Source organism: Agrobacterium sp. 22-226-1, from assembly GCF_053522345.1.
The window spans coordinates 347,834-374,707 of the sequence record NZ_JBNWCP010000004.1; the positions used below are offsets into that span (position 1 = coordinate 347,834).

Below are 26,874 nucleotides of genomic sequence, written 5' to 3' on the forward strand. Positions count from 1 at the left end.
CGCACTCCGTCACCCCGGACCTGATCCGGGGGCCAGTGCGATCAAGTCCTTGATCGCGCGAGAGCCCTTTCACGGCGCAGACGCGCCGTGGCTGGATGCCGGATCTAGTCCGGCATGACGAGTGGGGGTATCGGCGCATCGAGGACCGCTTTCGCAGTCCTCGACACGATGTTTTTGTAAGTCTTACGCCGGGCGAACCAGAACGTGCTTCTTCTTGCCGACCGACAGCTTGATGACGCCGTCGCCGGTGATTTCACCGGAACCGACCGTCTGGCGCTCATCCGAAACGCCGATGTCGTTGATCTTTACCGCACCGCCCTGAACGTGGCGGCGGGCCTCGCCGTTCGAGCCGGCGAGACCGGCACGGACGATGAGCGATAGAACGCCGAGGCCGGCATCGAGTTCGGATGTCGGAACCTCGATGGAGGGCAGGTTTTCGGCGAGCGCACCTTCTTCGAAAGTCTTGCGCGCCGTCTCGGCCGCTTCTTCGGCAGCGGCACGCCCATGCAGGATGGCCGTCACTTCGGTCGCGAGGATTTTCTTCGCTTCGTTGATTTCCGATCCGCCAAGGGCGGCAATACGGGCGATCTCATCCATCGGCAGCGTGGTGAAGAGTTTCGCAAAGCGAACCACGTCGGCATCTTCCGTGTTGCGCCAGTATTGCCAGAAATCATAGACCGGCAGCAGGTCCTTGTTCAGCCACACGGCGCCGGAAGCCGACTTGCCCATTTTCGCACCGGAGGAGGTGGTGAGCAGCGGCGAGGTCAGCGCGTAGAGCTGCGGCGTCCCCATGCGGTGACCGAGATCGATACCGTTGATGATATTGCCCCACTGGTCCGAGCCGCCCATCTGCAGGCGGCAGCCGGTGCGCTGGTTCAGCTCCACGAAATCGTAGGCCTGCAGGATCATGTAGTTGAATTCGAGGAAGGACAGCGACTGCTCGCGGTCGAGGCGCGTCTTCACGCTGTCGAAGGACAGCATGCGGTTGACCGAGAAATGGCGGCCGACATCGCGCAGGAATTCGAGGTAGTTCAGACCACGCAGCCAGTCGGCATTGTTGATCATCAGCGCCGGATTATTAGCGCGGTCGTAATCGAGGTAGTTGGCGAAGACATGCTTGAGCGAGGTGATGTTGTCCTCGATCATGTCGATCGTCATCAGCTTGCGGGCTTCTTCCTTGAAGGAGGGATCGCCGACCATGCCGGTGCCGCCGCCCATCAGCGAAATCGGCTGGTGGCCGGTCTTCTGCATCCAGTGCAGCATCATGATCTGGGTCAGGTGGCCGACATGTAAACTCGAAGCCGTCGGGTCATAGCCGATATAGGCGGTCACGGTTTCCTTGGCGAACAGTTCGTCGAGACCTGCCTCATCGGAGATCTGGTGAATGAAGCCGCGCTCATCGAGCGTGCGGAGGAAATCGGACTTGAACCTGGACATAACCTTTTACTTTCTGGTTTGATCTTTGCGGCCATCGAAAACCAATGACCGTCGCGGCTTTATCATTGTTTTTTGAAATGTGCACCCGTTTCGGCCATGAATGTCGGGATTCACTCCATGATGATTCGTGATTGCAGGGGGAGCGGCAGGTGGGCGAGGTCAAAACGGCAATCGGGCTGATGAGCGGCACATCGATGGACGGCATCGATATCGCCCTTTTGCGCACGGATGGCGAAAGCGTGGTGCGGCATGGGCCGAGTGGGTATTTCCCCTATGATCCGGGCCTGCGCGCCATCTGGCAGAAGGCATTGGTCACGGCCAAAGCCATTCGTGAACGGCGCGAACGTCCCGGCGACCTAGTGGAGGCTGAGCGCAAGCTGACGCTTGCCCATGCGGCGGCGGTGAAATCCTTCCTCCATCGTCACCGGCTCCAGCAAGGCGATATCGACGTAATCGGCTTTCACGGTCAGACGGTGCTGCACCGGCCGGATGAGGCGCTGACCGTGCAGATCGGCGATGGCGCGCTTTTGGCCTCCGAAACCGGCATCGATGTGGTTTACGACATGCGGGCCAACGATATGGTGCATGGCGGGCAGGGTGCGCCGCTGATCCCGGCCTATCACATGGCGCTTTCCGCCAATCTGCCCGATGGGTTCGAAACGCCGGCCGTCTTCGTCAATATCGGAGGCATCTCCAATCTCACCTATATCGGTGAGGCGGGGCGGCTTGCCGCTTTCGACAGTGGCCCCGGCAATATGCTGATCGACCAGTGGATCGAGGCGCATACGGGGAAAGCCTTCGACAAGGGCGGGAAGACGGCGGCGGGCGGCAGTGTCGTCGCGTCGCTGGTGGCGCGTTATATGAAAAGCCCGTTTTTTTCAGCCAATATCCGTCGGTCGCTGGACCGCAGCGATTTCGTGCCGCCGAAAAAAGGGGAAGTCTCGCTGGCGGACGGGGCGCGGACGCTGGCGCATCTGACGGGGGCCGCCATTCTGAAATCGGCGAGCTATCTGCCCGAAGCTGCGAAAACCTATGTGGTCTGTGGCGGCGGGCGGCTCAATCCGGTGATCATGGCGGAGTTTGCAGACCTTGCCGCGAAGTCCGGAGCGCGGGTGATTGCTGCGGAAGAGGCGGGTTTCGATGGCGGGGCGATGGAGGCGGAGGCCTGGGCCTATCTGGCCGTGCGCTCGCTGAAGGGGCTGCCGCTGACCTATCCCGGTACGACGGGGGTGAAGGAGCCGGTGACGGGTGGGGTTTTGGTGCGTGGGTAGTTGAGGACGGTGGGCTGGGTTTACCCCCCTCTGCCCTGTCGGGCATCTCCCCCTCAAGGGGGGAGATCGAATCGCGGCGAGCTTCTTGCCATTTTCAACGTAGAAACTTGGGCGAAGAGCAGGCGTCTAGCTGATCTCCCCCCTTGAGGGGGAGATGCCTGGCAGGGCAGAGGGGGTAAACCCAGCCCGCCGGGGATCATGATAGGTCGATCAAGGCCTGCTTTAAATACGCTCAAAATCACCGAATGCGCTTGGCCGCCGGTTCCGGCACCAGTTCGCCGTTGAGGCGGCGGTCGAGATAGTCCTCGCATTCGCCCATCAGGTCGTCCACCTTGCCGTTGAAGAAGTGGTTGGCGCCGGGAACGGTGCGGTGGGTGATGAGGATGCCCTTCTGGGTCTTCAGCTTCTCCACCAGGCCGTTCACATCCTTCTCAGGCGCGACCTTGTCGGAATCGCCGTTGATGATGAGGCCCGACGACGGGCACGGCGCGAGGAAGGAGAAATCGTAGGTGTTGGGCTGAGGCGCAATCGACATGAAACCTTCGATTTCCGGGCGGCGCATAAGGAGCTGCATGCCGATCCAGGCGCCGAAGGAATAACCGGCGACCCAGCAGCTTTTCGAATCGGGATGCAGGCTCTGCACCCAGTCGAGCGCGGAGGCGGCATCGGAAAGCTCGCCCGCGCCGTGGTCGAATTCACCCTGGCTGCGGCCGATGGAGCGGAAGTTGAACCGGAGCGTGGTGAAGCCGCGCTTCTGGAAAAGATAGAAGAGCTGGTAGACGATCTGGTTGTTCATCGTGCCGCCAAACTGCGGGTGTGGATGAAGGATGATCGCTATCGGCGCGCTCTTTTCCTTGGAGGGTTGATAACGGCCTTCGAGGCGACCCGCAGGGCCGTTAAAGATGACTTCGGGCATTGGTACTCCGGTCGTGTTTTTTCATTCCCGAACCGCATTCTTCCGATGAGAAGACTTGACGAACTGTGTCATCTTTTCTAGAACGCAGTTTAGAATAATTCGAAACTTTGCGTGTGCTTAAGCACTCGGGTGGTGTCATAAGACAAGCGCAACTGTAATTTCAAGAAAAATGCGTTTTTGCGCATTGAAGATTGGATAAAGCCTCATCGCCATGACGGGTTTGACGCGCACATATATGGACTGGAACGCGACGGCGCCGCTTTTGCCCGCCGTGCGCGATGTTCTCGTCTCCGCGCTCGATCTTGCCGGCAATCCTTCTTCCGTGCACCGGGAAGGGCGTGCCGCCCGCGCCGCCGTTGAGGGCGCCCGCCGCGAGGTTGCGGCACTTGTTGGCGCTGAGGCTGCTCATGTCACCTTCACCAGCGGCGCGACGGAAGCCGCCAATCTGGCGCTGACGCCTGAATTCAAGATGGGGCGCGCTCCCGTGCGCTATGGCCGTCTTTACGTCTCCGCTATCGAGCACCCCGCTTTCCGCGAAGGTGGCCGGTTCGGCAAGGCTGACGTTACGGAAATTCCCGTTACGTCAATGGGCGTCATCGATCTTGCGGCACTTCAGACGCTGCTGTCTTCGCATGATGCTTCCGTCGGCCTGCCGATGGTTGCCTGCATGCTGGTGAACAATGAGACCGGCATCCTCCAGCCGGTGGCGGAAGCGGCGCGGCTGGTGCATGCGGCGGGTGGATTGATGGTGGTCGACGCCGTGCAGGCGGCAGGCCGGGTTCCGCTCGATATCAATGCGCTCGATGCCGATTTCATTGTCATCTCGTCTCACAAGCTCGGTGGCCCCAAGGGTGCTGGCGCGCTGGTCTCGCGCGGCGAGGTGATGATGCCGAAGCCGCTGATCCACGGCGGCGGGCAGGAAAAGGGGCATCGTTCCGGCACGGAAAATACCCTGTCGGTTATCGGTTTCGGTGCTGCTGCCGCTGTTGCTGCCCGGAATTTCGAGATTGAAGCGGCGCGTCTTGCCGCTCTGCGGGCGCGGCTGGAAGACGGCATGCGGGCGAGCGCCCCGGATGTGATCATTCACGGCGAGGACGTTGCCCGCGTCGGTAATACCACGTTTTTCACCCTGCCGGGCCTGAAGGCGGAAACGGGGCAGATCGCTTTCGATATCGAAGGCATTGCGCTGTCGGCCGGTTCGGCCTGTTCATCCGGCAAGGTGGGGGAAAGCCATGTGCTGACGGCGATGGGGCGCGATCCCAAGCTTGGCGCACTCAGGATTTCCCTTGGTCATGCGACTGATGAGGCCGATATAGAACGGACGCTTGCGGCGTTTGCGAAAATTGCCGGGCGGCGCAGGCTTTCCGGTCAGGCCGCTTAAAATGCGGCAAAGAATTGCGGAATAGCAATTTTCCGCTTGCCGGGATGTGTGAAAAGCGCCATCCCGCACTTACATGGGTATAAGCTCCGCCCCGCTTAACGGCGCGGTGACATTGCCCGAAGATGGATAAGGCGGCTTTCCGCCTTGATACGTTGACAAGCCACCGGACCTTGGCTCCGGCGAGATTGGAGAACGACATGGCAGCGGTTCAGGAAACGATCGATCAGGTCCGCCAGATCGATGTGGACCAGTATAAATACGGCTTCGAAACCAATATCGAAGTCGACAAGGCCCCGAAGGGCCTTTCGGAAGAGGTGATCCGTTTCATCTCGGCCAAGAAGCAGGAGCCGGAATGGATGCTGGAATGGCGTCTTGAGGCTTACAAGCGCTGGCTGACGATGGAGGAGCCGACCTGGGCGCGCGTCAGCTACCCCAAGATCGATTTCAACGACCTTTATTATTATGCCGCGCCGAAGACCGCGCCCGGCCCGAAGTCGCTCGATGAAGTCGACCCGGAGCTTTTGAAGGTCTATGAGAAGCTCGGCATTCCGCTGAAGGAACAGGAAATCCTCGCCGGCGTCGAAAAGCGTCCGGTCGCCGTGGATGCCGTGTTCGACAGCGTCTCGGTCGTCACCACCTTCAAGGCGGAACTGGCGAAAGCCGGCGTCATCTTCATGTCGATTTCGGAAGCCGTGCGCGAGCATCCGGAACTGGTGAAGAAATATCTCGGCTCGGTCGTTCCGACGACGGACAATTTCTACGCGACGCTGAACTCGGCCGTCTTTACCGATGGTTCCTTCGTGTTCGTGCCGAAGGGCGTTCGTTGCCCGATGGAACTTTCCACCTATTTCCGCATCAACGAAAAGAACACCGGCCAGTTCGAGCGCACGCTGATCATTGCCGAAGAAGGCGCTTACGTCTCCTATCTGGAAGGCTGCACGGCACCTCAGCGTGACGAGAACCAGCTTCACGCCGCCGTGGTTGAACTGGTGGCGCTCGATGACGCCGAAATCAAATATTCCACCGTCCAGAACTGGTATCCGGGCGATAAGGAAGGCAAGGGCGGTATCTACAACTTCGTGACCAAGCGTGGCGATTGCCGCGGCAACCGTTCGAAGATTTCGTGGACGCAGGTGGAAACCGGCTCGGCCATCACCTGGAAATACCCGTCCTGCATCCTGCGCGGCGATGACAGCCGTGGCGAATTCTATTCGATCGCGGTCTCCAATGGCCATCAGCAGATCGATAGCGGCACCAAGATGATCCATCTCGGCAAGAACACGTCGAGCCGCATCATCGCCAAGGGCATTGCAGCCGGTTTCTCGGAAAACGTCTATCGCGGCCAGGTCTCGGCCCACCGCAAGGCGACCAATACGCGTAACTTCACGCAGTGCGACTCGCTCCTGATCGGCGACAAGTGCGGCGCGCATACCGTGCCCTATATCGAGGCGAAGAATTCCTCCGCACACTTCGAGCACGAGGCGACGACGTCTAAGATTTCCGAAGACCAGCTATTCTATTGCCTGCAGCGCGGCATTCCCGAGGAAGCGGCCATCGCGCTCATCGTCAACGGCTTCGTGAAGGAAGTCATTCAGGAACTGCCGATGGAATTTGCCGTTGAAGCGCAGAAGCTGATCGGCATTTCGCTGGAAGGAAGCGTGGGCTGATGGAGACATCCCGACTCGGCGGCCCTGCGCTCCTCATATTACTTTGCATATTCGTATCGATGTGCGGAGTTTTTGTGGGAGTTGGCGGGCTGCTGGCGGGGTGGACATTCGCCAAGCCTCTTCTGATAGGCAGCGGTCTGGCGTTGGCAGCGATATTCTGGCTGACCGATGCACTGAGACCAGAGATATTTGAACGTTTCTCTTCCAGAAAGAGAAAACAAGATCGAGAGAATTGAACATGCTTGAAATCATCGACCTGCACGCAAAGATCGCCGATACCGAAACCGAGATCATCAAGGGCCTCAACCTGAAGGTTGCCGCTGGTGAAGTTGCCGCCATCATGGGCCCGAACGGTTCCGGCAAGTCGACGCTGTCCTACATCCTGTCGGGCCGTGAGGACTACGAAGTCACCTCCGGTGACATTCTCTACAACGGCGAAAGCATTCTGGAACTGGATGCCGCCGAGCGCGCCGCCAAGGGCATTTTCCTTGCCTTCCAGTATCCGGTCGAAATTCCCGGTGTCGCCACCATGCAGTTCCTGAAGGTTGCGATGAACGAGCAGCGCAAGGCGCGCGGCGAGTCCGAACTGACGACGCCGGACTTCATCCGCCGCGTCAAGGAAGCCGCCGGCGATCTGAAGATCGACATGGAAATGCTGAAGCGTCCGCTCAACGTCGGCTTCTCCGGCGGTGAGAAGAAGCGCGCCGAGATCCTGCAGATGGCGCTCTTGGAACCGAAGCTCTGCGTTCTCGACGAAACCGATAGCGGCCTCGACATCGACGCGCTGAAGATCGTGGCTGACGGCGTCAATGCGCTGAAGTCGCCGGATCGCGCTACCGTCGTCATCACCCACTATCAGCGCCTGCTTGATTACATCGTGCCTGACAGCGTTCACGTTCTCTACAAGGGCAAGATCATCCGCTCGGGTGACAAGGCTCTGGCGCTGGAACTGGAAAACAACGGTTACGCCGACATCATCGGTGAAGCGGCCTAAGTCGGGCCAGGAGGTGATGTCCATGAACATTCAAGCTACCAACCGGCTGACGCCAGCGGAAACCGCGCTGGTCGACGCTTACACCGCCAAGTTTAGCGAATTGCCCGGCGACGGCGCTGTTGTCGCCGCGCGTGACGTGCTGTTCGACGATCTGAAGACCGGCGGTCTTCCGACGCGACGCATCGAGGCGTGGCACTATACCGATCTGAAAAGCCTGCTGCGCGCCGTTCCGGAAGACCGGCCCGCGCCCGTTATCGAGAAGCAGGCACCGACGGTTGCCGGCTCGCTGGTTGCCTATGTGCAGCACGGCACGGCCGATATCGGCAAGATTGAAGACATCCGCGTGTCGCGCTTTGCCGAAAGCCTGCTCGATGGTTCCGCTGCCGCCGGTCTTGCGGAAGCCAGCAAGGATGACGCGATTGGCCGCATCAATGGCAGCTTCGTGCGCGATGGCCTGGTGCTCGAGATCCCGGCCGATGCCGAGATCGAGAAGCCGATCGAATTGCAGGCGATCCATGGCGCAGGCCAGGTTCACAGCCGCTTCCCGGTCCGTTTCGGCAAGGGTTCCAAGGCAACCGTCATCGAGCGTCACCTTTCGGTGACTTCGGACGCGGCCTTTGTTTCCTCCGTCAGCGACATCGTTGTCGAGGATGGCGCGGAAGTGACCTGGATCATCCTGCAGCAACAGGGTGCGGCCGATATCCATCTTGGCCAGCTGCGCATGAAAATCGGCGCGGACGCCAAGATTCGCCTGTTCATTGTCAATGCCGGCGGCAAGCTGGTGCGGCAGGAACTGCGCATCGATGTGGAAGGCGAGGGCACTGATCTCATCGTTCGCGGCGTCAACCTTCTGGGTGGCGAAACCCATACCGACGTGACGATGGTTCTCGGCCACAACGTGCCGAACACGACCTCGACGGAAGTGTTCCGCAACGTGGTGTTCGACCGTGCAAAGGGCATTTTCCAGGGCATGATCCGGGTGGCGCCCGATGCCCAGAAGACCGATGCGAAGATGGCGTGCAATACGCTGCTGATGTCTGACGATGGCGAGTTCTCGGCAAAGCCTGAACTGGAAATCTTTGCCGATGACGTTCAGTGCGGCCATGGTGCGACGGTTGCCGATATCAGCGACAACCATCTCTATTACCTGATGGCGCGCGGCGTGCCGCGGGCAAAGGCGCGGGCGATGCTCGTCAACGCCTTCGTCGCCGAGATCGTCGAGGAACTGGAAGAAGAAAATCTGGTAGAGGCGCTGGAGACGATCATCTCCGGCTGGCTGGAACATCATGCCTGAGAGCGAACGCGCCGCATTGGCGGCCCCTTATGACATCGAAGCCGTGCGGAAGGATTTCCCGATCCTGTCGCGCGAGGTCTATGGCAAGCCGCTGGTCTATCTCGACAACGGCGCGTCCGCTCAAAAACCGCAGGTGGTGATCGACGCCGTTTCGCATGCCTATGCCAATGAGTATGCGAATGTGCATCGCGGCCTGCATTTCCTCTCCAATGCCGCAACCGACGCCTATGAGGCGGCGCGCGAAAAGGTGCGCCGTTTCCTGAACGCCGGTTCGGTGGACGAGATCGTCTTCACCAAATCCTCAACGGAAGCGATCAATACGGTCGCTTATGGTTATGGCATGCCGAAGATCGGTGAGGGCGACGAGATCGTCATTTCGATCATGGAGCATCATTCCAACATCGTGCCGTGGCATTTTATCCGCGAACGGCAGGGTGCGAAGCTCGTCTGGGTGCCGGTGGACGATGACGGCGCGTTTCATATCGAGGCTTTCGAAAAGAGCCTGACGGAGCGCACCAAGCTTGTTGCCATCACCCATATGTCGAATGCGCTCGGCACCATCGTGCCGGTGAAGGAAATCTGCCGTATCGCGCATGAGCGCGGCATTCCGGTGTTGATCGATGGTTCGCAGGGCGCGGTTCACATGCCGGTCGATGTGCGCGATATCGATTGCGACTGGTATGTGATGACCGGCCACAAGCTCTACGGTCCCTCGGGCATCGGCGTGCTTTATGGCAAGGCTGACCGCTTGCGCGAGATGCGGCCGTTCCAGGGCGGCGGCGAGATGATCCTCGACGTTACCGAAGACAATGTGACCTATAACGAGCCTCCGCACCGTTTCGAAGCCGGCACGCCGCCCATCGTGCAGGCCATTGGCCTCGGTTACGCGCTTGATTACATGGACAATCTCGGCCGTGCCGCGATTGCCGCGCATGAGGCCGATCTTGCCGCTTATGCCGCGGAGCGCCTGCGCGAAATCAATTCGCTGCGCATCATCGGCAATGCGCCTGACAAGGGCGGCATCTTCTCCTTCGAGCTTGAGGGCATTCACGCCCATGATGTCTCGATGGTGATCGACCGGCGCGGCGTTGCCGTGCGGGCCGGCACCCATTGCGCCATGCCGCTCTTGAAACGCTTTGGCGTCACCTCCACATGCCGGGCATCGTTCGGCCTTTACAATACCCGCGCCGAAGTAGACTCTCTTGTCGAGGCGCTGGAATATGCGCGCAAATTTTTCGCCTGATATCGGAATAAGAGATCAGGATTGAGGTTTAAGACCATGACTGCCGAAGCCACTGCAAAGACCAAGGATGCGACCGAAGCTCAGGAAAAGGTTTCGACCATTCCGCCGGATGAGCTGGCACGCCTCAGCGACGACGTGATTGCGGCGCTGAAGACCGTCTACGATCCGGAAATTCCGGCCGATATCTTCGAACTCGGTCTCGTCTACAAGATCGACATCGAAGACGACCGGATGGTCAAGATCGTCATGACGCTGACGGCCCCCGGCTGCCCGGTGGCCGGTGAAATGCCGGGCTGGGTGGAAAATGCCGTGGGCGCCGTCGAGGGTGTTTCCGGTGTCGTGGTCGAAATGACCTTCGATCCGCCATGGACGCCGGACCGCATGTCGGAAGAGGCACAGGTCGCCGTCGGCTGGTATTGACGTGATTTGACTGATGTCATCCCTTGATGACACTCTCAGGCGCACTTAAATTGAAATCCATAAGCATCGAGCCTTGAACTCGGTTGTCGAAGGAGAATTAAGCCCATGGGCTTTGCGATCATGACCATGACCGGGGCTGCTGCCTCGCGCGTTAAAGCAATCGTCGAAAATTCCGGACCGGATGCCAGAGGCGTGCGCGTCGGCATCAAGAAGGGCGGCTGCGCGGGCATGGAATATACCATCGACCTCGTGACCGAACCGGATGCGAAGGACGATCTGGTCGAATTCGAAGGGGCGAAGGTCTGGGTTCAGCCTTCCGCTGTGCTTTATCTGCTCGGCACCCAGATGGATTTCGAAGTGACCAAGATGCGCTCCGGTTTCACCTTCAACAATCCGAACCAGACATCCGCCTGCGGCTGCGGTGAATCGGTTGAGCTGAAGCCGGCCGATCTGGCGGCGCTGGCAAAGCAGCGTGAGGCTGAAGCTAGCGTTTGATTGGTTACGCTATCTCCGCGATGGAGAGGCAGATTTTTCTTATGCACACAGCGCTCCCACAAACGCGACGTCATCCTCGGGCTTGATCCGAGGATCCATCCCCGTCAAATCCCTTGAGACGTTTGTAGATCCTCGGGTCAAGCCCGAGGATGACGGATGAGAGGTTTCAGATTCTTTTTCCGCAGACTGCGCCCCGCGCAAATCAGCTTTCGAAGGATCATGACTGCTGTTTCAGCGTATCGATAAAATCCGCCAGGGGATGAATCGATGGTGTCGTTATCAGCAGCGGCTTGAGAGCCGCAGCGATCTTCCCGCAATCCTCCCCGGCAAGCGGCCTAAGGCTCGAGCTGACTCTGTTGTAGTCGGGCGTTCCGCGTGACGCGAGGGAGCGATTGATCACAAACAGCTCCGTCTGTCCGTCAATCCGTTCGACGAAGAGGGCGAGCGAACCGCCGTCTGCGGCAGCGGCGCTATCCGATACCGATTTGAACATCCAAACTCCATCCGGTAAACTTGAGGGCGAGCCTATCCGATTGACGCCCTGACGCAAGATCAGCAAGGATATCGGATATTCCGCGAGGTTTGGCGGGAGGGGCGGAACCGCCTATCGTCCATGCTGGAAGGCGTTTTGGACCGCGGGCGGGATTGATCGTGGGGAGTGAACCGGGATGGACATCAGCAGCGCCTCGATTGATATCTGGACGATAGGGTTGATCGTCGCCAGCGTCGTGGCTGGCCTAACGCTGATTGCCGGTATTGTTTGCCTTGCGTTTTACTGGGAGGAGATAAAGGGATCTGCGGCATCCAAGGGTGACGCGTTGAATAGTCCCGCGCTCGAACGGACCGAGGGTGGAGACTGGCCCACAGTACATGGTGACGGGAGTGGGGGAGCCCATCATTGAACAGGCAGGCGATTTGATGAGGTCGCAACCCGATAATATCGCGAATGCGAAAGCCGCGGTGCGAGAGGCATTTGCGGGTGTCACACTGGGCGGTGGCGTCGGTCTCTCCGAGGCGCAGGCGCTTGACGATTATGCGAGCAATGAGGTTCGCGCCGCATGTCGTGCTGGCGATGAGAAGAGTGATTGGGCCGCAATCCCGCTGAAGGACCTCAACAGACATTCCGGCAGCCCCGCCTTCCTTGATGCTGAGGGAATGCGATTTCATCTGCCCGCCTATATGATCGCCGATCTCGATGGCGACTACAGGCATGAATTCGCACCCTATTTGCGCGGATGCCAGGAGAAATTTTCCTTACTGACCCCTTTGCAACGGAATGCCGTGGAAATGTATCTCCGCGCCATCAGTGAGAAGGAGAACCTGCCGTCCTATCAGGACGACATAGAGCGCGCGCTCGAAGAGTGGGTGGATAGTGCACGCTCCCCGGCGAGCGACTGAAGCGGATCGGGTCAATTGCAGGGAAGAGACAAAGCCGGTTGCGGTTTGAACGCCGGCTTTCATTCATGCCGCAAGGCTTCTATCGGGCTCAGGCTTGCCGCCCGTCGTGCCGGGAAATAGCCGAAAATCACCCCGATGGCCGCCGAAAAGGCGAAGGCGAGGAAGATGATCGACGGGCTGGTGACGAAGGGCACGTTGAGATAACCGACGACGGCATAGGCAAGGCCAAGGCCGGTGAGGATGCCGACAAGGCCGCCAAAGGCCGACAGCATGACGGCTTCCACCAGAAACTGGGTCAGCACCTGTTTTTCCAGTGCGCCGATGGCGAGACGAATGCCGATCTCGCGGGTGCGTTCCGTTACTGAAACCAGCATGATATTCATGATGCCGATGCCGCCGACCAGAAGGCTGACGGCGGCGACGGCACCCAGAAGACCGGTGAGCAACGTCGTCGTGCCGGTCATGGCCGAGGCGATCTGCGTCATGTCGTTGACGGTGAAATCATCCTCGCGGCCGATGCCGATGCGGCGGCGTTCGCGCAGCAGGTTCTGCAGGTCACTTTGCACCTTGGCTGTCGAAACCCCGTCCTGCGCAGAAACCATGATCGAGGAAATGGTGGTGGTACCGCCGATGCGTCGCTGATGGATTTTCAGCGGCATGATGACCGTGTCGTCCTGATCGTCGCCGAGGCCTGACTGGCCTTTCCTGCCCAGCACACCGATGACGGGGCAGGAGATGTTGCTGACGCGGATCGTCTGCCCCACCGGGTTTTCCGCGCCGAACAGTTCCTGCCGCACCGTTTCGCCGACGATGCAGCCGATCTGGCCGCCGCGATCTTCGGCGGGCTGGAAATCGCGGCCGAGCGCGATGGTCCAGTCCTGCGCGATCAGATAGTCGTTGGTGGTGCCGATCACGCTTGTCTGGTGGTTCTTGCCGCCGAAAATGACGGTTGCGGCGGAGCTGCGGTTCTGCGGTGCGACGGCGCGGATGCCCGATATCTGGTTGCGGATCGCCTCGACATCACGGTCGTCGAAACGTTTCGCCTCGGTGCTGGCGCGGCCGGGGCCGAACTGGCCGGGGCGCACGAACAGCATGTTGGTGCCGAGCCGCGACAGTTCCGATTTCACCTGTTCCGTGGTGCCGTTGCCGATGGTGACCATGGCGATGACGGCGGCGACGCCAATGACGACGCCGAGCACGGTGAGGAAGGAGCGCAGGAGGTTGCGGCTGATGGCGCGTAGCGCCAGACGCGACGTTTCAAAGAACATCGGAGCTCTCCTTTTTTTCCGCGGCGCTATCGGAGGCAAGATGCCCGTCAACGAAGCGCAGCAGACGCCCCGCATGGGCGGCGATATCCTCTTCATGCGTGACCATGACGACCGTGATGCCCCGGTCGCGATTGAGCGCGGTTATGAGGTCCATGATCTCGTTGCTGGTCTTCGTGTCGAGGTTGCCGGTCGGCTCGTCGGCCAGCAACAGGGCAGGGCGGGTGACGATGGCCCGTGCAATGGCCACACGCTGCTGCTGGCCGCCGGAAAGCTCCTGCGTGGTGTGATCCTCGCGGCCCTTCAAACCCACCTGAGCCAGCGCCTCCATGGCGCGGGCTCGCCGTTCAGACGCCTTCATGCCGCGATAGACGAGTGGCAGCTCAACATTTTCCACCGCCGAGGTGCGTGACAGAAGGTTGAAGCCCTGAAACACGAAACCCAGCATGTGGCGGCGCAGCAGCGTCAGGTGCTCATTGTCGAAGCCGCTGGTCGGCACGCCCTGAAACAGATATTCGCCAGCCGTTGGCACATCCAGACAGCCGATGATATTCATTGAGGTGGATTTGCCGGAACCCGACGGCCCCATGATGGCGACGAATTCCTTCTCATGAATGGAGAGGCTGACGCCATCGAGCGCGCGGATGGTCGCTTCGCCGCGGCCATATTGCTTGACGACATCGCGGAATTCGATGAGCGGCGGCTGTTCCATGGGCTTGTCCTCCGTCAGCCGGCGTTGCGGGCCGTGGCGTCGGTAATCACCTGATCGTCGGCTTTCAACTCGCCCGATTTTACCACGGTATGCTGGCCGTCGGTGGAGCCGGTTTCGATGGCGACGGAGACTGGCGCGTTGTTGCGCAGCACCCAGACCGTCCTTTTGGCCTGCGCGGCTTGGCCGGCATCGCGGTTCTGCGAGCGGCCCATGCGCGGCGGGCGAAACAGGCTCATCAGCCCGCCACCACGCGAGGCGGATTCGCGCGGCGGCGTATAACGAAGCGCGGAATTCGGCACCAGCAGCGTATCCTTGATCTCTTCGACGATGATATTGGCGGTCGCCGTCATGCCGGGGCGCAGCAGCAGCTCTTCATTGTCCACGGTCAATATGCCCTTGTAGGTGACCACATTCGACACGGTCTCGGAAGCGAAACGCACGGTCTCGATCTCGGCCGGGAAACTGCGGTCGGGATAGGCATCGACATTAAACGTGGCCTTCTGCCCTGTCTCGACCTTGCCGACATCGGCCTCATCCACGGACACCTGCAATTCCATATGGCGCAGATCGCCGGCGATGGTGAACAGCACCGGCGCATTGAGCGAGGAGGCGACGGTGGCGCCGGGATCGACGCTGCGGGTGAGGATGACGCCATCGATGGGCGAGACGATCTTGGCCTTGCCGAGATTGACTTCGGCGAGCCTCAGATCCGCTTCCGCCGAAAGCACAGTCGCCTCATTGACTTCAAGCGTCGCGGCAGCCGCATCATGGGTGAACTGCGCGGCGTCCAGATCCTGCTGGCTGGAGACCCGGTTCTGCACCAGCGATTTCAGGCGCTCCATGGAGGTTTTAGCCGAACCGAGATCGGCGCGCGCCTTCAGCACATTGGCCTTGGCGGAGGCAAGCTTGGCGCGGGCGCTCTGCACGTCGGCTTCGAGCTTGTTTGTATCCAGTTCCGCCAATACGTCTCCCGCCTTGACCGGGCTGTTATAGGTGACGTTGACCTTGCGCACGGTGCCGGAGAGTTCGCTCGATATATCGACCTGATCCGTCGGCTGAACCGAGCCGGTGGAGGTGACGATGACCGAGAGATCGCCCTGACGCGCCGCTTCCGTGGTGTAGCTATAAGCGACACCTGCCGCGCGTGACTGATAATAATAACCAAGGCCGCCGCCAATCAGCACAATGGCTGCTGCGGCATAGAGATAGCGACGCGACTTTTTCTTGCGGCCGTTTCTGTTCGTTCCCAGAATCTCGCGCAGATCGGGCTGGCTGTTTTGTGTATCGCGACCACTCGTATTGGCGTCATTCATTCTCGTCACCCGCAAAGTTCAAAATACCACAGAGGGTTGTCGCCGCTCTCCGGTTTGTCCGTCCATCTGTCGCCGTTGTATTCCTCTGATTGTGGGAAGTGACATAGCTTGCCTCAAGGGTGAAGTGAAAACTTGGTAATATTTATGATAGTTCTGGTCTGCTAGAGATAGGAATTGGAAAGACCGATGCCACCGATGCGGCAGAGGTTTCAGCAGCGACATTCAGGACGATGATGAAATGAACGACAACGTGGTGAAGTTCCGCAAACCGGTGCCGCCGAAAAAACCACGCGAACCGCTAGGGCCGAAAGCGAAGAAGGCGCTGACGATTGTGGCTGTCATTGCGTTTTTTGTGGCGGCGTGGGGGTATTTCACGTTGATGGGGCAGGGGTGAGCGCGTCTTTCGAGAGCGCATGAACCGCGAATCTGCACGACCGGAAGCGCAGTCACCTCCTGCATCTGGGCGCTTTGCGACAATTGATGCCGCCAGTTATCTTCGGTCATTGAATAGAGCCGCCTCAGCACGGTCATTTAATCTTGATCGATTCCACGGTATTGTTCGGCATAGCAGTAGCGCCACGGTCGGGGGGACAAAATGGGGCGGGCGGTTTGGGCTATCACAGTGGGAGTTTTGGTAAGTCTCGGCGCGTTTATGGTGCTTAGCCTGTTAGGTGTTGGGGTCGGCTGGTGGTTCTTAGACGCAATTGCCCCAACCGTATCCGGTGTGACCAAAAACACGAATACGGGAGAATGGGGGCGAGTGCTTCTCTTGCCGTTGTCCGTGACCGTAGGCATCGTCTGCGGAGCTCTCGTCTTTGACCCAGGCATGTCCAGCAAGACAGAGGCGATCGTGGTTTCGATCGTGTTTTTTCTTCTCGTATCTGTCTCCGGAATAAACTTCTGGACGAATGACAGCCTGATAAACGTGAACGCTCAGTTGGTGATCGACGTTTTCTTGAGCATTTCTGCTCTGGCCGTCATCATCCTGCTGCTTCGGTGGGAACCAACGCGTCAGACGACGCTGGCTGTCCAGAGAGTTGCGTTATTCCTGATAACTGTCTTTGGGTTCGTCTTGCCCCTATTTTACGGAACAAGCCTATTGCTGCAGGGGATGGGTTTCGAAGGTGAGTTGAAAACGATCTCCGACTTTATCGGCTTCATCTCCGCCGCATTGGGACTGGCTGTGGCAGCCGCGCCAAATCTGTTAGCGAAGCGTAGCTGATCCTCACCCTTGCGACGGGTGCCGGACCCCCTCATAAGGGGCTGATTGCAAACCGAATGAGTCCAGAGGCGCCAGACGCTAAGTTTTGGAGTCCTTGAGATAATCCGGACGTATCTGGCGTTGCAGAAAAGATGGCGACCCCTGCAGGACTCGAACCTGCGACCTACTGCTTAGAAGGCAGTTGCTCTATCCAGTTGAGCTAAGGGGCCGTCATGCCGGGCAATCGATACTCCGGCAAAAACTTTCATCGTCGTGTTTCAGTGCGTCCAGGGCTGGGTGCGGTTGAAACGGAAATTGTCGGTGTAGGAAACCACCTTGCGGGTCGCTTCCTTCGGCTGGATGACGCGGTATTCGATGCCCTTGCGCTGGGCATAGGCTTCGGCCTGTTCCTGCGTCTCGAATGTCAGCTTGAGCTGCTGCTTCATGTCGGAACTGGAGGTGTAGCCCATGATCGGATCGATCTTGCGCGGAACCTCGGCGTCGAATTCCAGAACCCAGACATTGGTCTTCGCCTTGCCGGATTGCATGGCGGTTTTTGCAGGGCGGTAAATCTTCGCAGACATGTCGAAACTGCTCCGGTTGGACAGCGGGGCGCAACACCCCGAATTATTCATCACGTACCTGAATAGAATAACCAAATCGTGTCAGGAACGTTGAATTTGAAATGGACTGACTTCAGGTGAGAGTCAAGACGATTATCCCCTTGCCGTCCGATCCTGCGCCGCCGTTTCGAGGTTACGTTTTGCTCATCGGGGCCGTGGCTGAACAAAGATGAATTTCCCTGTTGCGGACTGCGGGTGAACCGTGTATTCCCCAGCCATCGCCTCGGCGGAGTGTAGCGCAGTCTGGTAGCGCATCTGGTTTGGGACCAGAGGGTCGGGAGTTCGAATCTCTCCACTCCGACCATTTTAAAGCAAAACATCAGCTTTCCGGCGTAACTTCTTCCAAATAGCTGTGATTTATTCCGCGGACGGACCGGCCAGAGTGCTCTCCGCCGTGCCGATCGTCATGACATTGCCGCGCCATGCCACCGCGCTGCCGATCCAGCTTCGCGCCCAGACGATGGGCATGATCATGTCCCGGGTGATCATTGCCGGCAGCGTATGGAGCGATATCGGCCAGCGGTTGAGGGCCGCGAGCGCAAGTTCCGGCACATACATGAGGGCAAGGACGGCAAAGGCGGTAGCGGCGAGGTTTACATCCATCATGGCGGCGGCGGCGAGCGCGAAGAGGAGCGGGGGAAGCGCGCCGGTGAGGATTTCCGGCGCGAAATATTGCGGGAAGGTCACGCGTCGCAGCCGCGCCCAGCGGGTCTGGCGCGACCAGATCTCGCCGGCATGGCGCTGGCCGAGAGGCTGTTCGAAGGGGGCGCAGACCAGATGCACCTTGCGGCCGGCGCTTCGCACCAGCTTCGTCGAAGCGGCGTCTTCGGCGATTTCAGCGGCCAGCGCGCGAATGCCGCCATTGTCCTCCAGAAACGGCTTGTTCCACAACATCGACTTGCCCTGTGCGAAACCCATGCCGATCGCTTCCGCCGCATATTGCCAGCGGCCCTGCGAGCCGTTGAGGAAGGCGCATTCGACATGCGCCCAGAAACCCGCAGGCCTTGACCCGAGCGGCGGCGAGCAGACGAGCCCGCTATCCTGCCGCCAGGCTGACATCATGGTCGCAATATAGGATTTCGGCATCAGCACGTTCGAATCGGCCAGAATTACCCACTCATGCCGGGCGGCCCGCCAGCCCTTGACGCAATTGTTCAGTTTCGGATTGGCGCTGATGCGGTCATCGCCAATGAGCAATTGCATGGAAACCGAGGGGAAGGCGGCTTGCGCTTTGCGAACTTCTTCGATCACCGGATCGAACTCATCGGCGACGCAGAACAGCAGCTCATAATCGGGCCAGTTGAGTTCAAAGGCGCGCGACAGCGTCAGGGGCGTGAAGTTCTCCACGCCACGCAGCGGCACCACGAGCGAGACAGGCGGCTTTTGCCGGACGAGATCGTTTTCCGTGTCCCGCCTCGTCAGTCGCCAGCCGGCCAGAACGATGCCGAGAAGATTGAAGCCGAGGAGCAGAATTGCGCAAAGGGCAAAGACAGTTTCCATGCTGGCCAGTTCCACTCCCAAGCTTTTGGCGGTCTGCGCGCCAATCGATTCCATGGAATTCGTCTCTGCCGATTATAACGTTTGCGTGACAGTTACATGTCATCATCGGCCGGTGTGCAGGCTGCGCCGTGCATGGAAACGTCGCAGAAGCCACGCGCAAAAGAAAAGCCCTCCGCATGGAAGGGCCCAATCGTCATGACCGTCGATGAATTTTAGTGGACGTTCAGGATATGGGCATGACTGCTTGCGATGAGAAACGATTCCCGTGCTTTCTCGATGTCGCACCTGCCGGCGATGGCATCGAGGCAGTTCCTGCGCGCCTCTTCATATTCCGGCCCATGTTCCTCGGGCCAACGGTACATCAGCATGTCCAGCGCCACCAGCGGGCTGTAGATTTCAACGGCGACGCACAGCGGCAGGTGGATCGCCACCGGCTTCATCCACGAGGCGTGGTGACACGGCTCCGTTCTGTTAATCAGCATGTCATTTTCCTCCCTGTTTTACCTGCCTTGAAGGCCTTTCACACTCCCATGCGCGAAATGCCCGCCTCACGAAATGGTTCCCGATCACCTAAAATGTGATCGATCAGGGGGTTCCAATTTTCCAAGATGAATGGAAGATGAACAAATAGATGAACCGGAGATGAACAAAACCGCCCTCAGGGCGTTGTTATGTCCATAAGAAGGAGAACGAATATGTTCAATTTGTCAGGCATTCAGGAAAGCTTCTTCGGAGACCGCATGGCCGGCGTATGCCAGGCAATCACGTCGGCTCTGGCTTTCGAATCGGGTCTCGAGAAGTCGCGCATTTCGGCAACTGTCGAAAATGATGTGATCTATCTGGAAGGCACGGCCGATTCGGTCGAAGCGATCGACATTGCCATCAACCTTGCCGCTTCCATTTCCAATTGCCGGATTCTGAGCCATATCGAGCCGGTCTACTGAATATTGCGCCAGCCGGGCGAAACCTCGTCCGGCTCATTCAGACGCAATAACGCGGCAACGTTATTTCCGGTTGCCGATTTGCGCGCTGCGAACCATATCGCCCGGCTTGATGCCATAGCGCTTCGCAGTGCCGCCATTCAGTTCAAGCACAAATTTTACTGGCCCGCGGGAGCTGATGATCGCTTCCGAATGCGGAACCGCGTTTTCGTGAATATGGGTAATACGGCCGTCACGGCCAATGAAAAGCATGTCGAGCGGAATAAGCGTGTTCCGCATCCACATGGCGACGTCACGCGGTTCACCGAAGTCGAACAGCATGCCGTTTTCAAGCGGCATGTTCTTGCGGAACATCAGGCCCTGTTCGCGCTGGGCGTTGTTCAGCGCCAGTTCCGCAGTGAAATCGTGGTTCTTTCCCCCGGCGGTTTCAATCTGCAGCGGTTCGGAGGTGAAAGTCTGCTGTTGCTGAGCCTGGGCGACGGCGGCGAGCGTGAAAAAAAGAAGCGCCATAACGGCGCTTTTCACCATATGGGGCAGGGCGGACATCAATGCGACATCCCGACGGAGACCGGGTTGTCGGGGTGGATTTCCGCCGCCATCAGGCCCTTGTCGCCATCGCCGTAACGCACCAGCACCACCTGGCCGGGGCGAAGCTCCGTCAGGCCGAAACGGCGCAGCGTTTCCATATGCACGAAAATATCTTCCGTTCCTTCGCCGCGCGTCAGGAAGCCGAAACCCTTGGTGCGGTTGAACCACTTGACGATGGCACGCTCAAGCCCGCTCGAAGGCGTTACCTGCACATGGGTGCGCACCGGCGGCAACTGCGAGGGGTGAACGGCGGTCGACTGGTCCATGGACAGGATGCGGAACGCCTGGAAACCGCGGTCGCGCCGCTGGATGAGGGCGACGATGCGCGTGCCTTCAAGGATGGTCTGGTAACCGTCGCGGCGCAGGCAGGAGACGTGCAGCAGCACATCCTGCGTGCCGTTGTCGGGCACGATGAAGCCGAAACCCTTGGCGACATCGAACCACTTCACGACGCCGGTAATTTCGGTCAGGTCCACGGCATCGCCCGAAAGGTCCTCGACATCGACTATCGTTTTCGATGACATCCTATCAGCCATATCCTGCCAACCCCTCGATTACGCGCCATACACCGGTCAACTGATTCCTGTGCGCCAGATTAACATCTTGGTAACGGTTTCACGCAAGCCCTAGTTTTTGATTTACGCAGCTGCTTTTATGTCGCCGTCCTTGTCCGGGGCTTGCCATCATGCGTTTAACGGCTCCGGACCCGTGTAATGGAGAGGAAGAAAATGCGGTATCTGCACACAATGGTTCGCGTCAAAGACCTTGGCGAATCACTGAAATTCTATGGCGACCTGCTGGGTCTTGAGGAAATACGCCGAATCGAGAACGAAAAAGGCCGATTCACTCTGGTGTTTCTTGCGGCGCGCGACGACATTGCTGCGGCGAAGGAAAACAAGGCGCCGTGCCTCGAACTCACCTATAACTGGGATACCGAGGATTATACCGGCGGCCGCAACTTCGGCCATCTGGCTTACGAGGTCGACAATATCTACGATTTCTGCGCCCGGCTTCAGCAGAACGGCATCGTCATCAACCGGCCGCCGCGTGACGGGCACATGGCCTTCGTGCGCTCGCCGGATGGTATTTCCTTCGAAATTCTGCAGAAGGGCGAAAGCCTCGCACCAGCCGAACCGTGGATATCTATGCAGAATACCGGTTCCTGGTAGGGATTTTCCGGTGAGCAGCGGCGTTTTCGGGTGCTCTTGCCTTGTCCCGAGGGGATGAGGCATAGTCCGCGAATCGAAACGGCCAGTCCCGTTTTGGGGAAGCACACGCGCCCGTTCCCGTGCTGCTGTTGGAAATGCAAGATACGGAGGCCACCCATGAAAACTGTCGAGAGCGCGAAAGGACGTCTGGTCCGTCAGCGTCTCGTCATCGCGGTTTCGCTGCTCGGGCTTTCCGGATGCGTTTCGGCGGTGACCGACGATGAGATGGCGGCGGCGACCAAAAAGCCGGAGATTTCCGCACAACAGAAGCCGCAGACCGCCGCTTCAACTGCTGCGGGCGGCGCGCAACAGGGACATTATGTGGATCCGGCCGTGGCATCGGCGGCCGGAGCGGCCACGCCAGCCCAGCCGCAGGCATCGGGTGGCCCGGCGCAGGCCTATGGCGCCGCCCCCGATATCGGCGGATTGACGACGCAGCCAACGGCGATCTCCGCAGGGACGACAAGCATTTATTCCACCGCATCCGCAGCAGCAGCGCCCGCCGGTGTCGCAGGGGCGCCGGGCACGGCCACTGCTGCGGGCGCTCCTGCCCAGAGAATCGTTCCCGCCGTCAGCAGCGTCTATTCGGCGCCGGTGCAGGCGGCGCAGCCGCAACCGGTGGCAGCGCCGGCTCAGGTCCCGCCAGCCGCACAGGCGCCGGCGGAACAGCACAGCGAAAATCGTCAGCCGGTTCCCGTACCCGTGCCGCAGTCGGCATCGGAACAGCTTGCGGCCGTTGCCGCGCAGCCAGCCGTGGACGCCAGGGCGACCGGCGAGAGGCAGGGGACCGAGGGGCAGGGCGTGACGCTTGCGGCATTTTTCGCCGGTGCGGCCAAAAAGCGCCTGCCGAAAATGATTGAAAGCGGCACGGCCGGCAATACGCAGGTCGCGGCATTGCCCGGAGTTTCGGACGGGACGATGGGCATCGCCCTTTCCGGCCGCTCCATGATGTCCGACGAATTCGACGACGCCCATCTCGATGAGGAGGATGACCAGCCGACCGGCCTGATGAAGCTCGCTTCGCTCTCCGGTCTCACCCGCGTCGCCCCGAACGGGCTTTTCCTGCAGACGGACCGTGTCGAAGTCGGCTGTTTCAAGCCGGAACTGGTGCGGATGATCAAGGATGTGGAGCGCCACTACAACAGCCCGGCGATCGTTACCTCGGGCTATCGTCCGCCGAAGGGCATAAGGCAGGGTTCCAAGCACTATACCTGCGATGCCGCCGACATCCAGATCAAAGGCGTCTCCAAATGGGAGCTTGCCACCTATCTGCGTTCCCTGCCGGAACGCGGTGGCGTCGGCACCTATTGTCACACCGAATCGGTCCATATGGACACGGGTGAGCCAAGAGACTGGAACTGGCGCTGCCGCCGTACTGCCGCGCGCAAATGATTTTCTGATTGGATTTGCGGGAATATTAAATCCCATGATTTTCGGGGCTGAGACTTCGGCCTGAGGAACTATCCCGAGCGATTGAAACGACTGCCCGGTCATGCCGGGACGCTGGCACGTGAGCCGGTGATCCTTATCGCGGCGGCTGTTCTGAAACCCGGGCTTGCGGTGGATATCGTTATTTTACGCCCGAAGACTACGGGCGAATCTTTTCAATTCCCGCCGGAGTTCGGTCACCTTCGGCGCTAACTCTTTGTGAAATATCAGAAAATTGTATTTGAAGGTGGTGAGAGCGCAGGGATTCGAACCCTGGACCTACTGATTAAAAGTCAGTTGCTCTACCGGCTGAGCTACGCTCTCCCGTGTCGGGGCTTGGCTGCCCTTCGGAAGTGCGCGGAACATATGTAGAGCGATCCGTTCGGTCAACCCAAAAAAAGCGGTTTCGACAATCAATCCGGTTTTTTTTGTCGCACCCCCGAAAAGGTGATTGGAGAGAGGGGGCGGCTGGGGATAAAACCGGCTTCAGACATGTCGGCCGGACGGGTGAAATCCTTTTGCAGCAATGACATGCACGAAAATGAAGCGTGAAGTGCCGGCGAAGCTCGAGAATCGCGGCGGCTTTACGGAATGCGGAGTTCTTTCTTGTCGATTGCCGATATTTCCCTGTTCAGCGCGCTTCTGGCCGGCGCTCTTTCGTTTCTGTCGCCCTGCGTTCTGCCGCTGGTGCCGCCTTATCTCTGTTATATGGCGGGTGTTTCGGTCGAGCAGTTCAGGACGGAAGATACCGCGCCGCGGCCGGAGATTCGCAGGGCCGTGCTGTTTTCGGCCTTCTTCTTCACGCTCGGTTTCGCAACGGTCTTCGTGGCGCTGGGGGCCGGCGCTTCGACGATCGGCACGCTTCTGCGCCAGAATCTCGATATTCTCGCCAAGATCGGCGGTTTCATCATCATTCTGATGGGTCTGAATTTCCTCGGCGTGTTCCGCATCGGCCTGTTTTCGCGCGAGGCGCGGTTTCAGGGGGCGGGCAAGCCGGCGACGCTTTCCGGGGCCTATGTCATGGGTCTTGCTTTCGCCTTCGGCTGGACGCCCTGCATTGGCCCGGTTCTGGGGGCTATTCTCGGCGTCGCCGCCGCGCGCGATACGGTCGGCGACGGTGCGGCGCTGCTTGCGGTCTATTCTCTTGGCCTTGCGGTGCCGTTCTGGATCGCGGCGGCGTTTTCCGGCTCCTTCATGCGTTTCCTCGTCCGCTTCCGCCGCCATCTCGGCCTCGTGGAAAAGCTGCTCGGCGTATTGCTGGTGCTGACCGGTCTCGCTTTCATGTCCGGTTTTATCACCAATGTGGCGATCTGGTTCCAGGAGACCTTTCCGATCCTGATGCAAATCGGCTAAGCCTCCCGCTGGAGTTGCTTGCGGGGGAAACATAGTGACGGATATCGTCGGATTGCTGTTGCCGTTTTTCGGCCTGATCTTCATCGGCTACGGCGCGGCGCGCATCACGAAGCAGCCGGTCGAGGCGATGGGCTGGCTGAACACCTTCATTATCTATGCGGCGCTTCCGGCGCTGTTTTTCAAGCTGGTGTCGAAAACGCCGGTGGAAGAACTGGCGCGGATGGATTTCGTCGCGGCCAGTCTCGCCTGCACCTATGGCATTTTCTTGGCTGTGTTCCTGATCGGCCGGTTCGTGCGGAAAAACAGCCTTGCCGAAACCACGATCCAGAGTTTCGCGGCAAGCTACGGCAATATCGGCTATATGGGACCGGGGCTTGCGCTTCTGGCGCTTGGCGAAAAGGCGGCGGTGCCGGTGGCGCTGATCGTCTGTCTGGAAAACGCCGCGCATTTCATCGTCGCGCCGGCGATGATGGCGGTTGCGGGCGGTGACAAGCGCTCTCCGGCAAGACTTGCGCTGGACGTGGCGCGCAAGGTCATCATCCACCCCTTCATCGTCTCCGTCATCGCCGGCTTTCTCGCCGCCTCGCTGTCATGGCAACCGCCGGAGGCGGTGCAGCGGCTGGTGGATTATCTGGCGCAATCGGCGGCGCCCTGCGCATTGTTTGCCATGGGCGTGACGCTGGCGCTTCGGCCGATGAAACGGGTGCCGGTGGAAATCAGCTATATCGTGCCGGCAAAGCTGATCCTGCATCCGCTCGCCGCTTATCTCGTGCTCTCGTCGCTCGGGCGGTTCGAGCCGGTGTGGATCTATTCGGCTGTGCTTTTGGCCGCGCTGCCGACCGCGACGAATGTTTTCGTCATCGGCCAGCAATATCACGTCTGGCAGGAGCGGGCGTCGGCAACTATCCTGATCTCGACGGTGCTTTCGGTCCTCACGCTGACGGGCGTGGTGTATTTCATCCAGCCTTTTTGAAGCTGCCGAACAGCAGCGAGGGCAGGGCCTTCAGCCCACGGCCCGGTTCGATGCCCTCGCGCATGACCATGCTTCTAAGGGTGCCGATGCCGGAAAGCACGTGCAGGCCCGCCGCGCGCGCCATCTGCACCGGCAGGAGATCGGAAAGCAGGGAGCGGTTCAGGAGATCGACGCTCAGCGTGCGGCTATAGACATCCGCCCGCCGCCTGCGGTCGAAGCTGCTGCCGGCATCGGCCGCAATCGGCCGGTCGGAGACGGCGCTCAGCAATTCCGTCAGCGCGATGATGTCGCGCAGGCTGAGGTTCAGCCCCTGCGCGCCGATGGGCGGAAAACCATGTGCGGCCTCGCCGATCAGGGCGACGCGGCCCTTGCCGAAGCGATGCGCCGTCATGGAAGAGAGCGGCCATGCCTGCACACTGTCCTCGACGGTGACGGCTCCCAGCATGGACTGCATGCGCTCCTCGATCCGCAGGCTGAGCGCCTCCAGCGGCAGCGCGGTCAATTCCTCCGCCTGTTGCGGGGTGACGACCCAGACGAGGCTGGAGCGGTTGCCGGGCAGGGGAACCTGCGTGAAAGGGCCGGTGGGTGTGTGGAATTCCGTCGAGACATTGCCATGCGACCGGCTATGGCCGAAGTTCAAAACAATGGCCGTCTGCGGATAGGACCAGGATTTGACGCCGATGCCGGCAGCATCCCGCACAATGGATTTGCGGCCATCCGCACCGATGAGGAAATCGGCGGAGAGCGTTTCGCCGTCGCCAAGCGTCACCGATACACGGTCGTTGCCGATGTCGATCGTCTCGGCTGTGGCATCGAGGCGGGTAATATTGTGTTCCTGCTCGACCGCTTCGCTCAGAACGCCGAGCAAAGCCTCGTTGGGGATGTTCCAGCCAAAGGCGTCCAGCCCGATTTCGGACGAACGGAACTGCACGGTGGGCGCACGCAGCAGGCGGTCGGTGCTGTCGATGATCTGCATGGTGGAAAGGCGTGCGGCCGAAGGCGCGATGCGCGACCACAGGCCGAGACGGTCCATGAAGCGGATGGACTGATCCATCAGCGCCGTGGTGCGCTGGTCCTTCCTGTCGCTGGAAGGTGCAATGAGCGCCACGTGGCGGCCCGCCCGCGCCAGCGCGATGGCCGCGATCTGGCCCGCAAGTCCCGCACCGGTGATGGCGATATCGAAGTGTCTCATGGTCCTGATCCGTTGTTATTTCCAAAGCATCATAAAGGCTTTGGTCGGGTAAATCCACTTC

At 59.8% G+C, this 26,874-nt stretch carries 28 protein-coding genes and 3 tRNA genes; 17 read left to right on the top strand and 14 right to left on the bottom strand.

What is annotated here, in order from left to right:
• Nucleotides 1–183 precede the first annotated feature (183 nt).
• Nucleotides 184–1,437, bottom strand: coding sequence for a tyrosine--tRNA ligase (gene tyrS, locus ACQZ5K_RS09770; protein ID WP_059760342.1), 1,254 nt, complete (start codon nt 1,435–1,437; stop codon nt 184–186).
• 149 nt (nt 1,438–1,586) lie between these two features.
• Between tyrS and ACQZ5K_RS09775 the strand changes: the two genes are divergently transcribed.
• Entirely contained in the window at nt 1,587–2,708 is a 1,122-nt protein-coding gene (locus ACQZ5K_RS09775) for an anhydro-N-acetylmuramic acid kinase (protein WP_448740239.1), read from the top strand.
• Nucleotides 2,709–2,946: 238 nt separating this feature from the next.
• Here ACQZ5K_RS09775 and ACQZ5K_RS09780 read toward each other — a convergent pair whose 3' ends face one another.
• Nucleotides 2,947–3,624, bottom strand: coding sequence for an alpha/beta hydrolase (locus ACQZ5K_RS09780; protein ID WP_035263309.1), 678 nt, complete (start codon nt 3,622–3,624; stop codon nt 2,947–2,949).
• 211 nt (nt 3,625–3,835) lie between these two features.
• Here ACQZ5K_RS09780 and ACQZ5K_RS09785 point away from each other — a divergent pair, with 211 nt between their 5' ends.
• From ACQZ5K_RS09785 to sufA, 7 genes are all read left to right on the top strand, one after another.
• Nucleotides 3,836–5,005, top strand: coding sequence for a cysteine desulfurase family protein (locus ACQZ5K_RS09785; RefSeq protein WP_448740240.1), 1,170 nt, complete (start codon nt 3,836–3,838; stop codon nt 5,003–5,005).
• A gap of 197 nt (nt 5,006–5,202) precedes the next feature.
• Nucleotides 5,203–6,672, top strand: coding sequence for a Fe-S cluster assembly protein SufB (gene sufB, locus ACQZ5K_RS09790; protein ID WP_003522660.1), 1,470 nt, complete (start codon nt 5,203–5,205; stop codon nt 6,670–6,672).
• A 238-nt stretch (nt 6,673–6,910) separates the two neighbouring features.
• Nucleotides 6,911–7,666 carry a Fe-S cluster assembly ATPase SufC gene (sufC, locus tag ACQZ5K_RS09795; protein ID WP_003522658.1) on the top strand — a complete coding sequence of 252 codons (756 nt, stop codon included), beginning with the start codon at nt 6,911–6,913 and terminating at the stop codon, nt 7,664–7,666.
• Between the two features lie 22 nt (nt 7,667–7,688).
• Nucleotides 7,689–8,960: a Fe-S cluster assembly protein SufD gene (sufD, locus tag ACQZ5K_RS09800; protein WP_448740241.1), complete on the top strand. Its 1,272-nt coding sequence runs from the start codon at nt 7,689–7,691 to the stop codon at nt 8,958–8,960.
• Complete coding sequence (locus ACQZ5K_RS09805) at nt 8,953–10,203, top strand: cysteine desulfurase (RefSeq protein WP_080834821.1); 1,251 nt, start codon at nt 8,953–8,955, stop codon at nt 10,201–10,203. Before sufD ends, ACQZ5K_RS09805 begins: the two co-directional genes overlap by 8 nt.
• 36 nt (nt 10,204–10,239) lie before the next feature.
• Nucleotides 10,240–10,623, top strand: coding sequence for an SUF system Fe-S cluster assembly protein (locus ACQZ5K_RS09810; protein WP_448740242.1), 384 nt, complete (start codon nt 10,240–10,242; stop codon nt 10,621–10,623).
• Between the two features lie 105 nt (nt 10,624–10,728).
• Nucleotides 10,729–11,118 carry a Fe-S cluster assembly scaffold SufA gene (gene sufA, locus ACQZ5K_RS09815; protein WP_059760334.1) on the top strand — a complete coding sequence of 130 codons (390 nt, stop codon included), beginning with the start codon at nt 10,729–10,731 and terminating at the stop codon, nt 11,116–11,118.
• Between the two features lie 217 nt (nt 11,119–11,335).
• Here the strand turns inward: sufA and ACQZ5K_RS09820 are convergent, their stop codons facing one another.
• On the bottom strand, nt 11,336–11,611 hold the full coding sequence (locus tag ACQZ5K_RS09820; RefSeq protein WP_448740243.1) for a hypothetical protein: 276 nt from the start codon (nt 11,609–11,611) through the stop codon (nt 11,336–11,338).
• 377 nt (nt 11,612–11,988) lie between these two features.
• On the opposite strand from ACQZ5K_RS09820, the gene ACQZ5K_RS09825 reads away from it, so the two are divergent.
• Nucleotides 11,989–12,516 carry a DUF6714 family protein gene (locus ACQZ5K_RS09825; protein ID WP_448740244.1) on the top strand — a complete coding sequence of 176 codons (528 nt, stop codon included), beginning with the start codon at nt 11,989–11,991 and terminating at the stop codon, nt 12,514–12,516.
• Nucleotides 12,517–12,575: 59 nt separating this feature from the next.
• Here ACQZ5K_RS09825 and ACQZ5K_RS09830 read toward each other — a convergent pair whose 3' ends face one another.
• Genes ACQZ5K_RS09830 through ACQZ5K_RS09840 form a run of 3 tightly spaced genes read right to left on the bottom strand, consistent with a single transcriptional unit; the run spans nt 12,576 to nt 15,806 of the window.
• Nucleotides 12,576–13,784, bottom strand: coding sequence for an ABC transporter permease (locus tag ACQZ5K_RS09830; protein WP_448735108.1), 1,209 nt, complete (start codon nt 13,782–13,784; stop codon nt 12,576–12,578).
• Nucleotides 13,774–14,493 (bottom strand): ABC transporter ATP-binding protein, encoded by a 720-nt coding sequence (locus ACQZ5K_RS09835; protein ID WP_448740245.1) that lies wholly within the window; start codon nt 14,491–14,493, stop codon nt 13,774–13,776. Before ACQZ5K_RS09835 ends, ACQZ5K_RS09830 begins: the two co-directional genes overlap by 11 nt.
• A 14-nt stretch (nt 14,494–14,507) precedes the next feature.
• Nucleotides 14,508–15,806: an efflux RND transporter periplasmic adaptor subunit gene (locus ACQZ5K_RS09840; protein WP_448740246.1), complete on the bottom strand. Its 1,299-nt coding sequence runs from the start codon at nt 15,804–15,806 to the stop codon at nt 14,508–14,510.
• A gap of 238 nt (nt 15,807–16,044) precedes the next feature.
• On the opposite strand from ACQZ5K_RS09840, the gene ACQZ5K_RS09845 reads away from it, so the two are divergent.
• Nucleotides 16,045–16,200: a hypothetical protein gene (locus ACQZ5K_RS09845; protein WP_421403001.1), complete on the top strand. Its 156-nt coding sequence runs from the start codon at nt 16,045–16,047 to the stop codon at nt 16,198–16,200.
• A gap of 201 nt (nt 16,201–16,401) precedes the next feature.
• A complete protein-coding gene (locus tag ACQZ5K_RS09850) occupies nt 16,402–17,028 on the top strand; it encodes a hypothetical protein (RefSeq protein WP_448740247.1) in 627 nt (208 codons plus the stop codon).
• Nucleotides 17,029–17,160: 132 nt separating this feature from the next.
• On the opposite strand, the gene ACQZ5K_RS09855 is transcribed toward ACQZ5K_RS09850, so the two are convergent.
• Together ACQZ5K_RS09855 and ACQZ5K_RS09860 are read right to left on the bottom strand one after the other, a co-directional pair.
• Nucleotides 17,161–17,237 (bottom strand) — tRNA-Arg (locus ACQZ5K_RS09855).
• A gap of 48 nt (nt 17,238–17,285) precedes the next feature.
• Entirely contained in the window at nt 17,286–17,591 is a 306-nt protein-coding gene (locus ACQZ5K_RS09860) for an ETC complex I subunit (protein WP_003507982.1), read from the bottom strand.
• 266 nt (nt 17,592–17,857) lie between these two features.
• Here ACQZ5K_RS09860 and ACQZ5K_RS09865 point away from each other — a divergent pair.
• Nucleotides 17,858–17,934: transfer RNA gene (locus tag ACQZ5K_RS09865), tRNA-Pro, on the top strand.
• 53 nt (nt 17,935–17,987) lie between these two features.
• Here the strand turns inward: ACQZ5K_RS09865 and ACQZ5K_RS09870 are convergent.
• Both ACQZ5K_RS09870 and ACQZ5K_RS09875 read right to left on the bottom strand, forming a co-directional pair.
• Nucleotides 17,988–19,130, bottom strand: a complete 1,143-nt coding sequence (locus ACQZ5K_RS09870; RefSeq protein ID WP_448740276.1) for a ceramide glucosyltransferase — start codon at nt 19,128–19,130, stop codon at nt 17,988–17,990.
• Between the two features lie 212 nt (nt 19,131–19,342).
• Nucleotides 19,343–19,612 carry a DUF982 domain-containing protein gene (locus tag ACQZ5K_RS09875; protein ID WP_003522644.1) on the bottom strand — a complete coding sequence of 90 codons (270 nt, stop codon included), beginning with the start codon at nt 19,610–19,612 and terminating at the stop codon, nt 19,343–19,345.
• Nucleotides 19,613–19,825: 213 nt separating this feature from the next.
• Here ACQZ5K_RS09875 and ACQZ5K_RS09880 point away from each other — a divergent pair, with 213 nt between their 5' ends.
• Complete coding sequence (locus ACQZ5K_RS09880) at nt 19,826–20,074, top strand: BON domain-containing protein (RefSeq protein WP_003522642.1); 249 nt, start codon at nt 19,826–19,828, stop codon at nt 20,072–20,074.
• Nucleotides 20,075–20,134: 60 nt separating this feature from the next.
• Here the strand turns inward: ACQZ5K_RS09880 and ACQZ5K_RS09885 are convergent, their stop codons facing one another.
• Both ACQZ5K_RS09885 and ACQZ5K_RS09890 read right to left on the bottom strand, forming a co-directional pair.
• The gene (locus ACQZ5K_RS09885; RefSeq protein WP_448740248.1) at nt 20,135–20,617 is read right to left on the bottom strand and encodes a DUF192 domain-containing protein; all 483 of its coding nucleotides are present in this window, start codon (nt 20,615–20,617) and stop codon (nt 20,135–20,137) included.
• On the bottom strand, nt 20,617–21,195 hold the full coding sequence (locus ACQZ5K_RS09890; RefSeq protein ID WP_059760312.1) for a cold-shock protein: 579 nt from the start codon (nt 21,193–21,195) through the stop codon (nt 20,617–20,619). Before ACQZ5K_RS09890 ends, ACQZ5K_RS09885 begins: the two co-directional genes overlap by 1 nt.
• Before the next feature lie 192 nt (nt 21,196–21,387).
• On the opposite strand from ACQZ5K_RS09890, the gene ACQZ5K_RS09895 reads away from it, so the two are divergent.
• Both ACQZ5K_RS09895 and ACQZ5K_RS09900 read left to right on the top strand, forming a co-directional pair.
• Nucleotides 21,388–21,828 (top strand): VOC family protein, encoded by a 441-nt coding sequence (locus tag ACQZ5K_RS09895; protein WP_059760310.1) that lies wholly within the window; start codon nt 21,388–21,390, stop codon nt 21,826–21,828.
• Between the two features lie 156 nt (nt 21,829–21,984).
• Nucleotides 21,985–23,259: a YcbK family protein gene (locus ACQZ5K_RS09900; protein ID WP_448740249.1), complete on the top strand. Its 1,275-nt coding sequence runs from the start codon at nt 21,985–21,987 to the stop codon at nt 23,257–23,259.
• A 284-nt stretch (nt 23,260–23,543) separates the two neighbouring features.
• On the opposite strand, the gene ACQZ5K_RS09905 is transcribed toward ACQZ5K_RS09900, so the two are convergent.
• Nucleotides 23,544–23,619 (bottom strand) — tRNA-Lys (locus ACQZ5K_RS09905).
• A gap of 282 nt (nt 23,620–23,901) precedes the next feature.
• On the opposite strand from ACQZ5K_RS09905, the gene ACQZ5K_RS09910 reads away from it, so the two are divergent.
• Both ACQZ5K_RS09910 and ACQZ5K_RS09915 read left to right on the top strand, forming a co-directional pair.
• A complete protein-coding gene (locus tag ACQZ5K_RS09910; protein ID WP_003523449.1) occupies nt 23,902–24,648 on the top strand; it encodes a cytochrome c biogenesis CcdA family protein in 747 nt (248 codons plus the stop codon).
• 34 nt (nt 24,649–24,682) lie between these two features.
• Entirely contained in the window at nt 24,683–25,621 is a 939-nt protein-coding gene (locus tag ACQZ5K_RS09915) for an AEC family transporter (RefSeq protein ID WP_448740250.1), read from the top strand.
• On the opposite strand, the gene ACQZ5K_RS09920 is transcribed toward ACQZ5K_RS09915, so the two are convergent.
• The gene (locus ACQZ5K_RS09920) at nt 25,605–26,813 is read right to left on the bottom strand and encodes a UbiH/UbiF family hydroxylase (RefSeq protein ID WP_448740251.1); all 1,209 of its coding nucleotides are present in this window, start codon (nt 26,811–26,813) and stop codon (nt 25,605–25,607) included. The two genes, ACQZ5K_RS09915 and ACQZ5K_RS09920, sit on opposite strands and share 17 nt — an antisense overlap.
• Nucleotides 26,814–26,874: the final 61 nt, after the last annotated feature.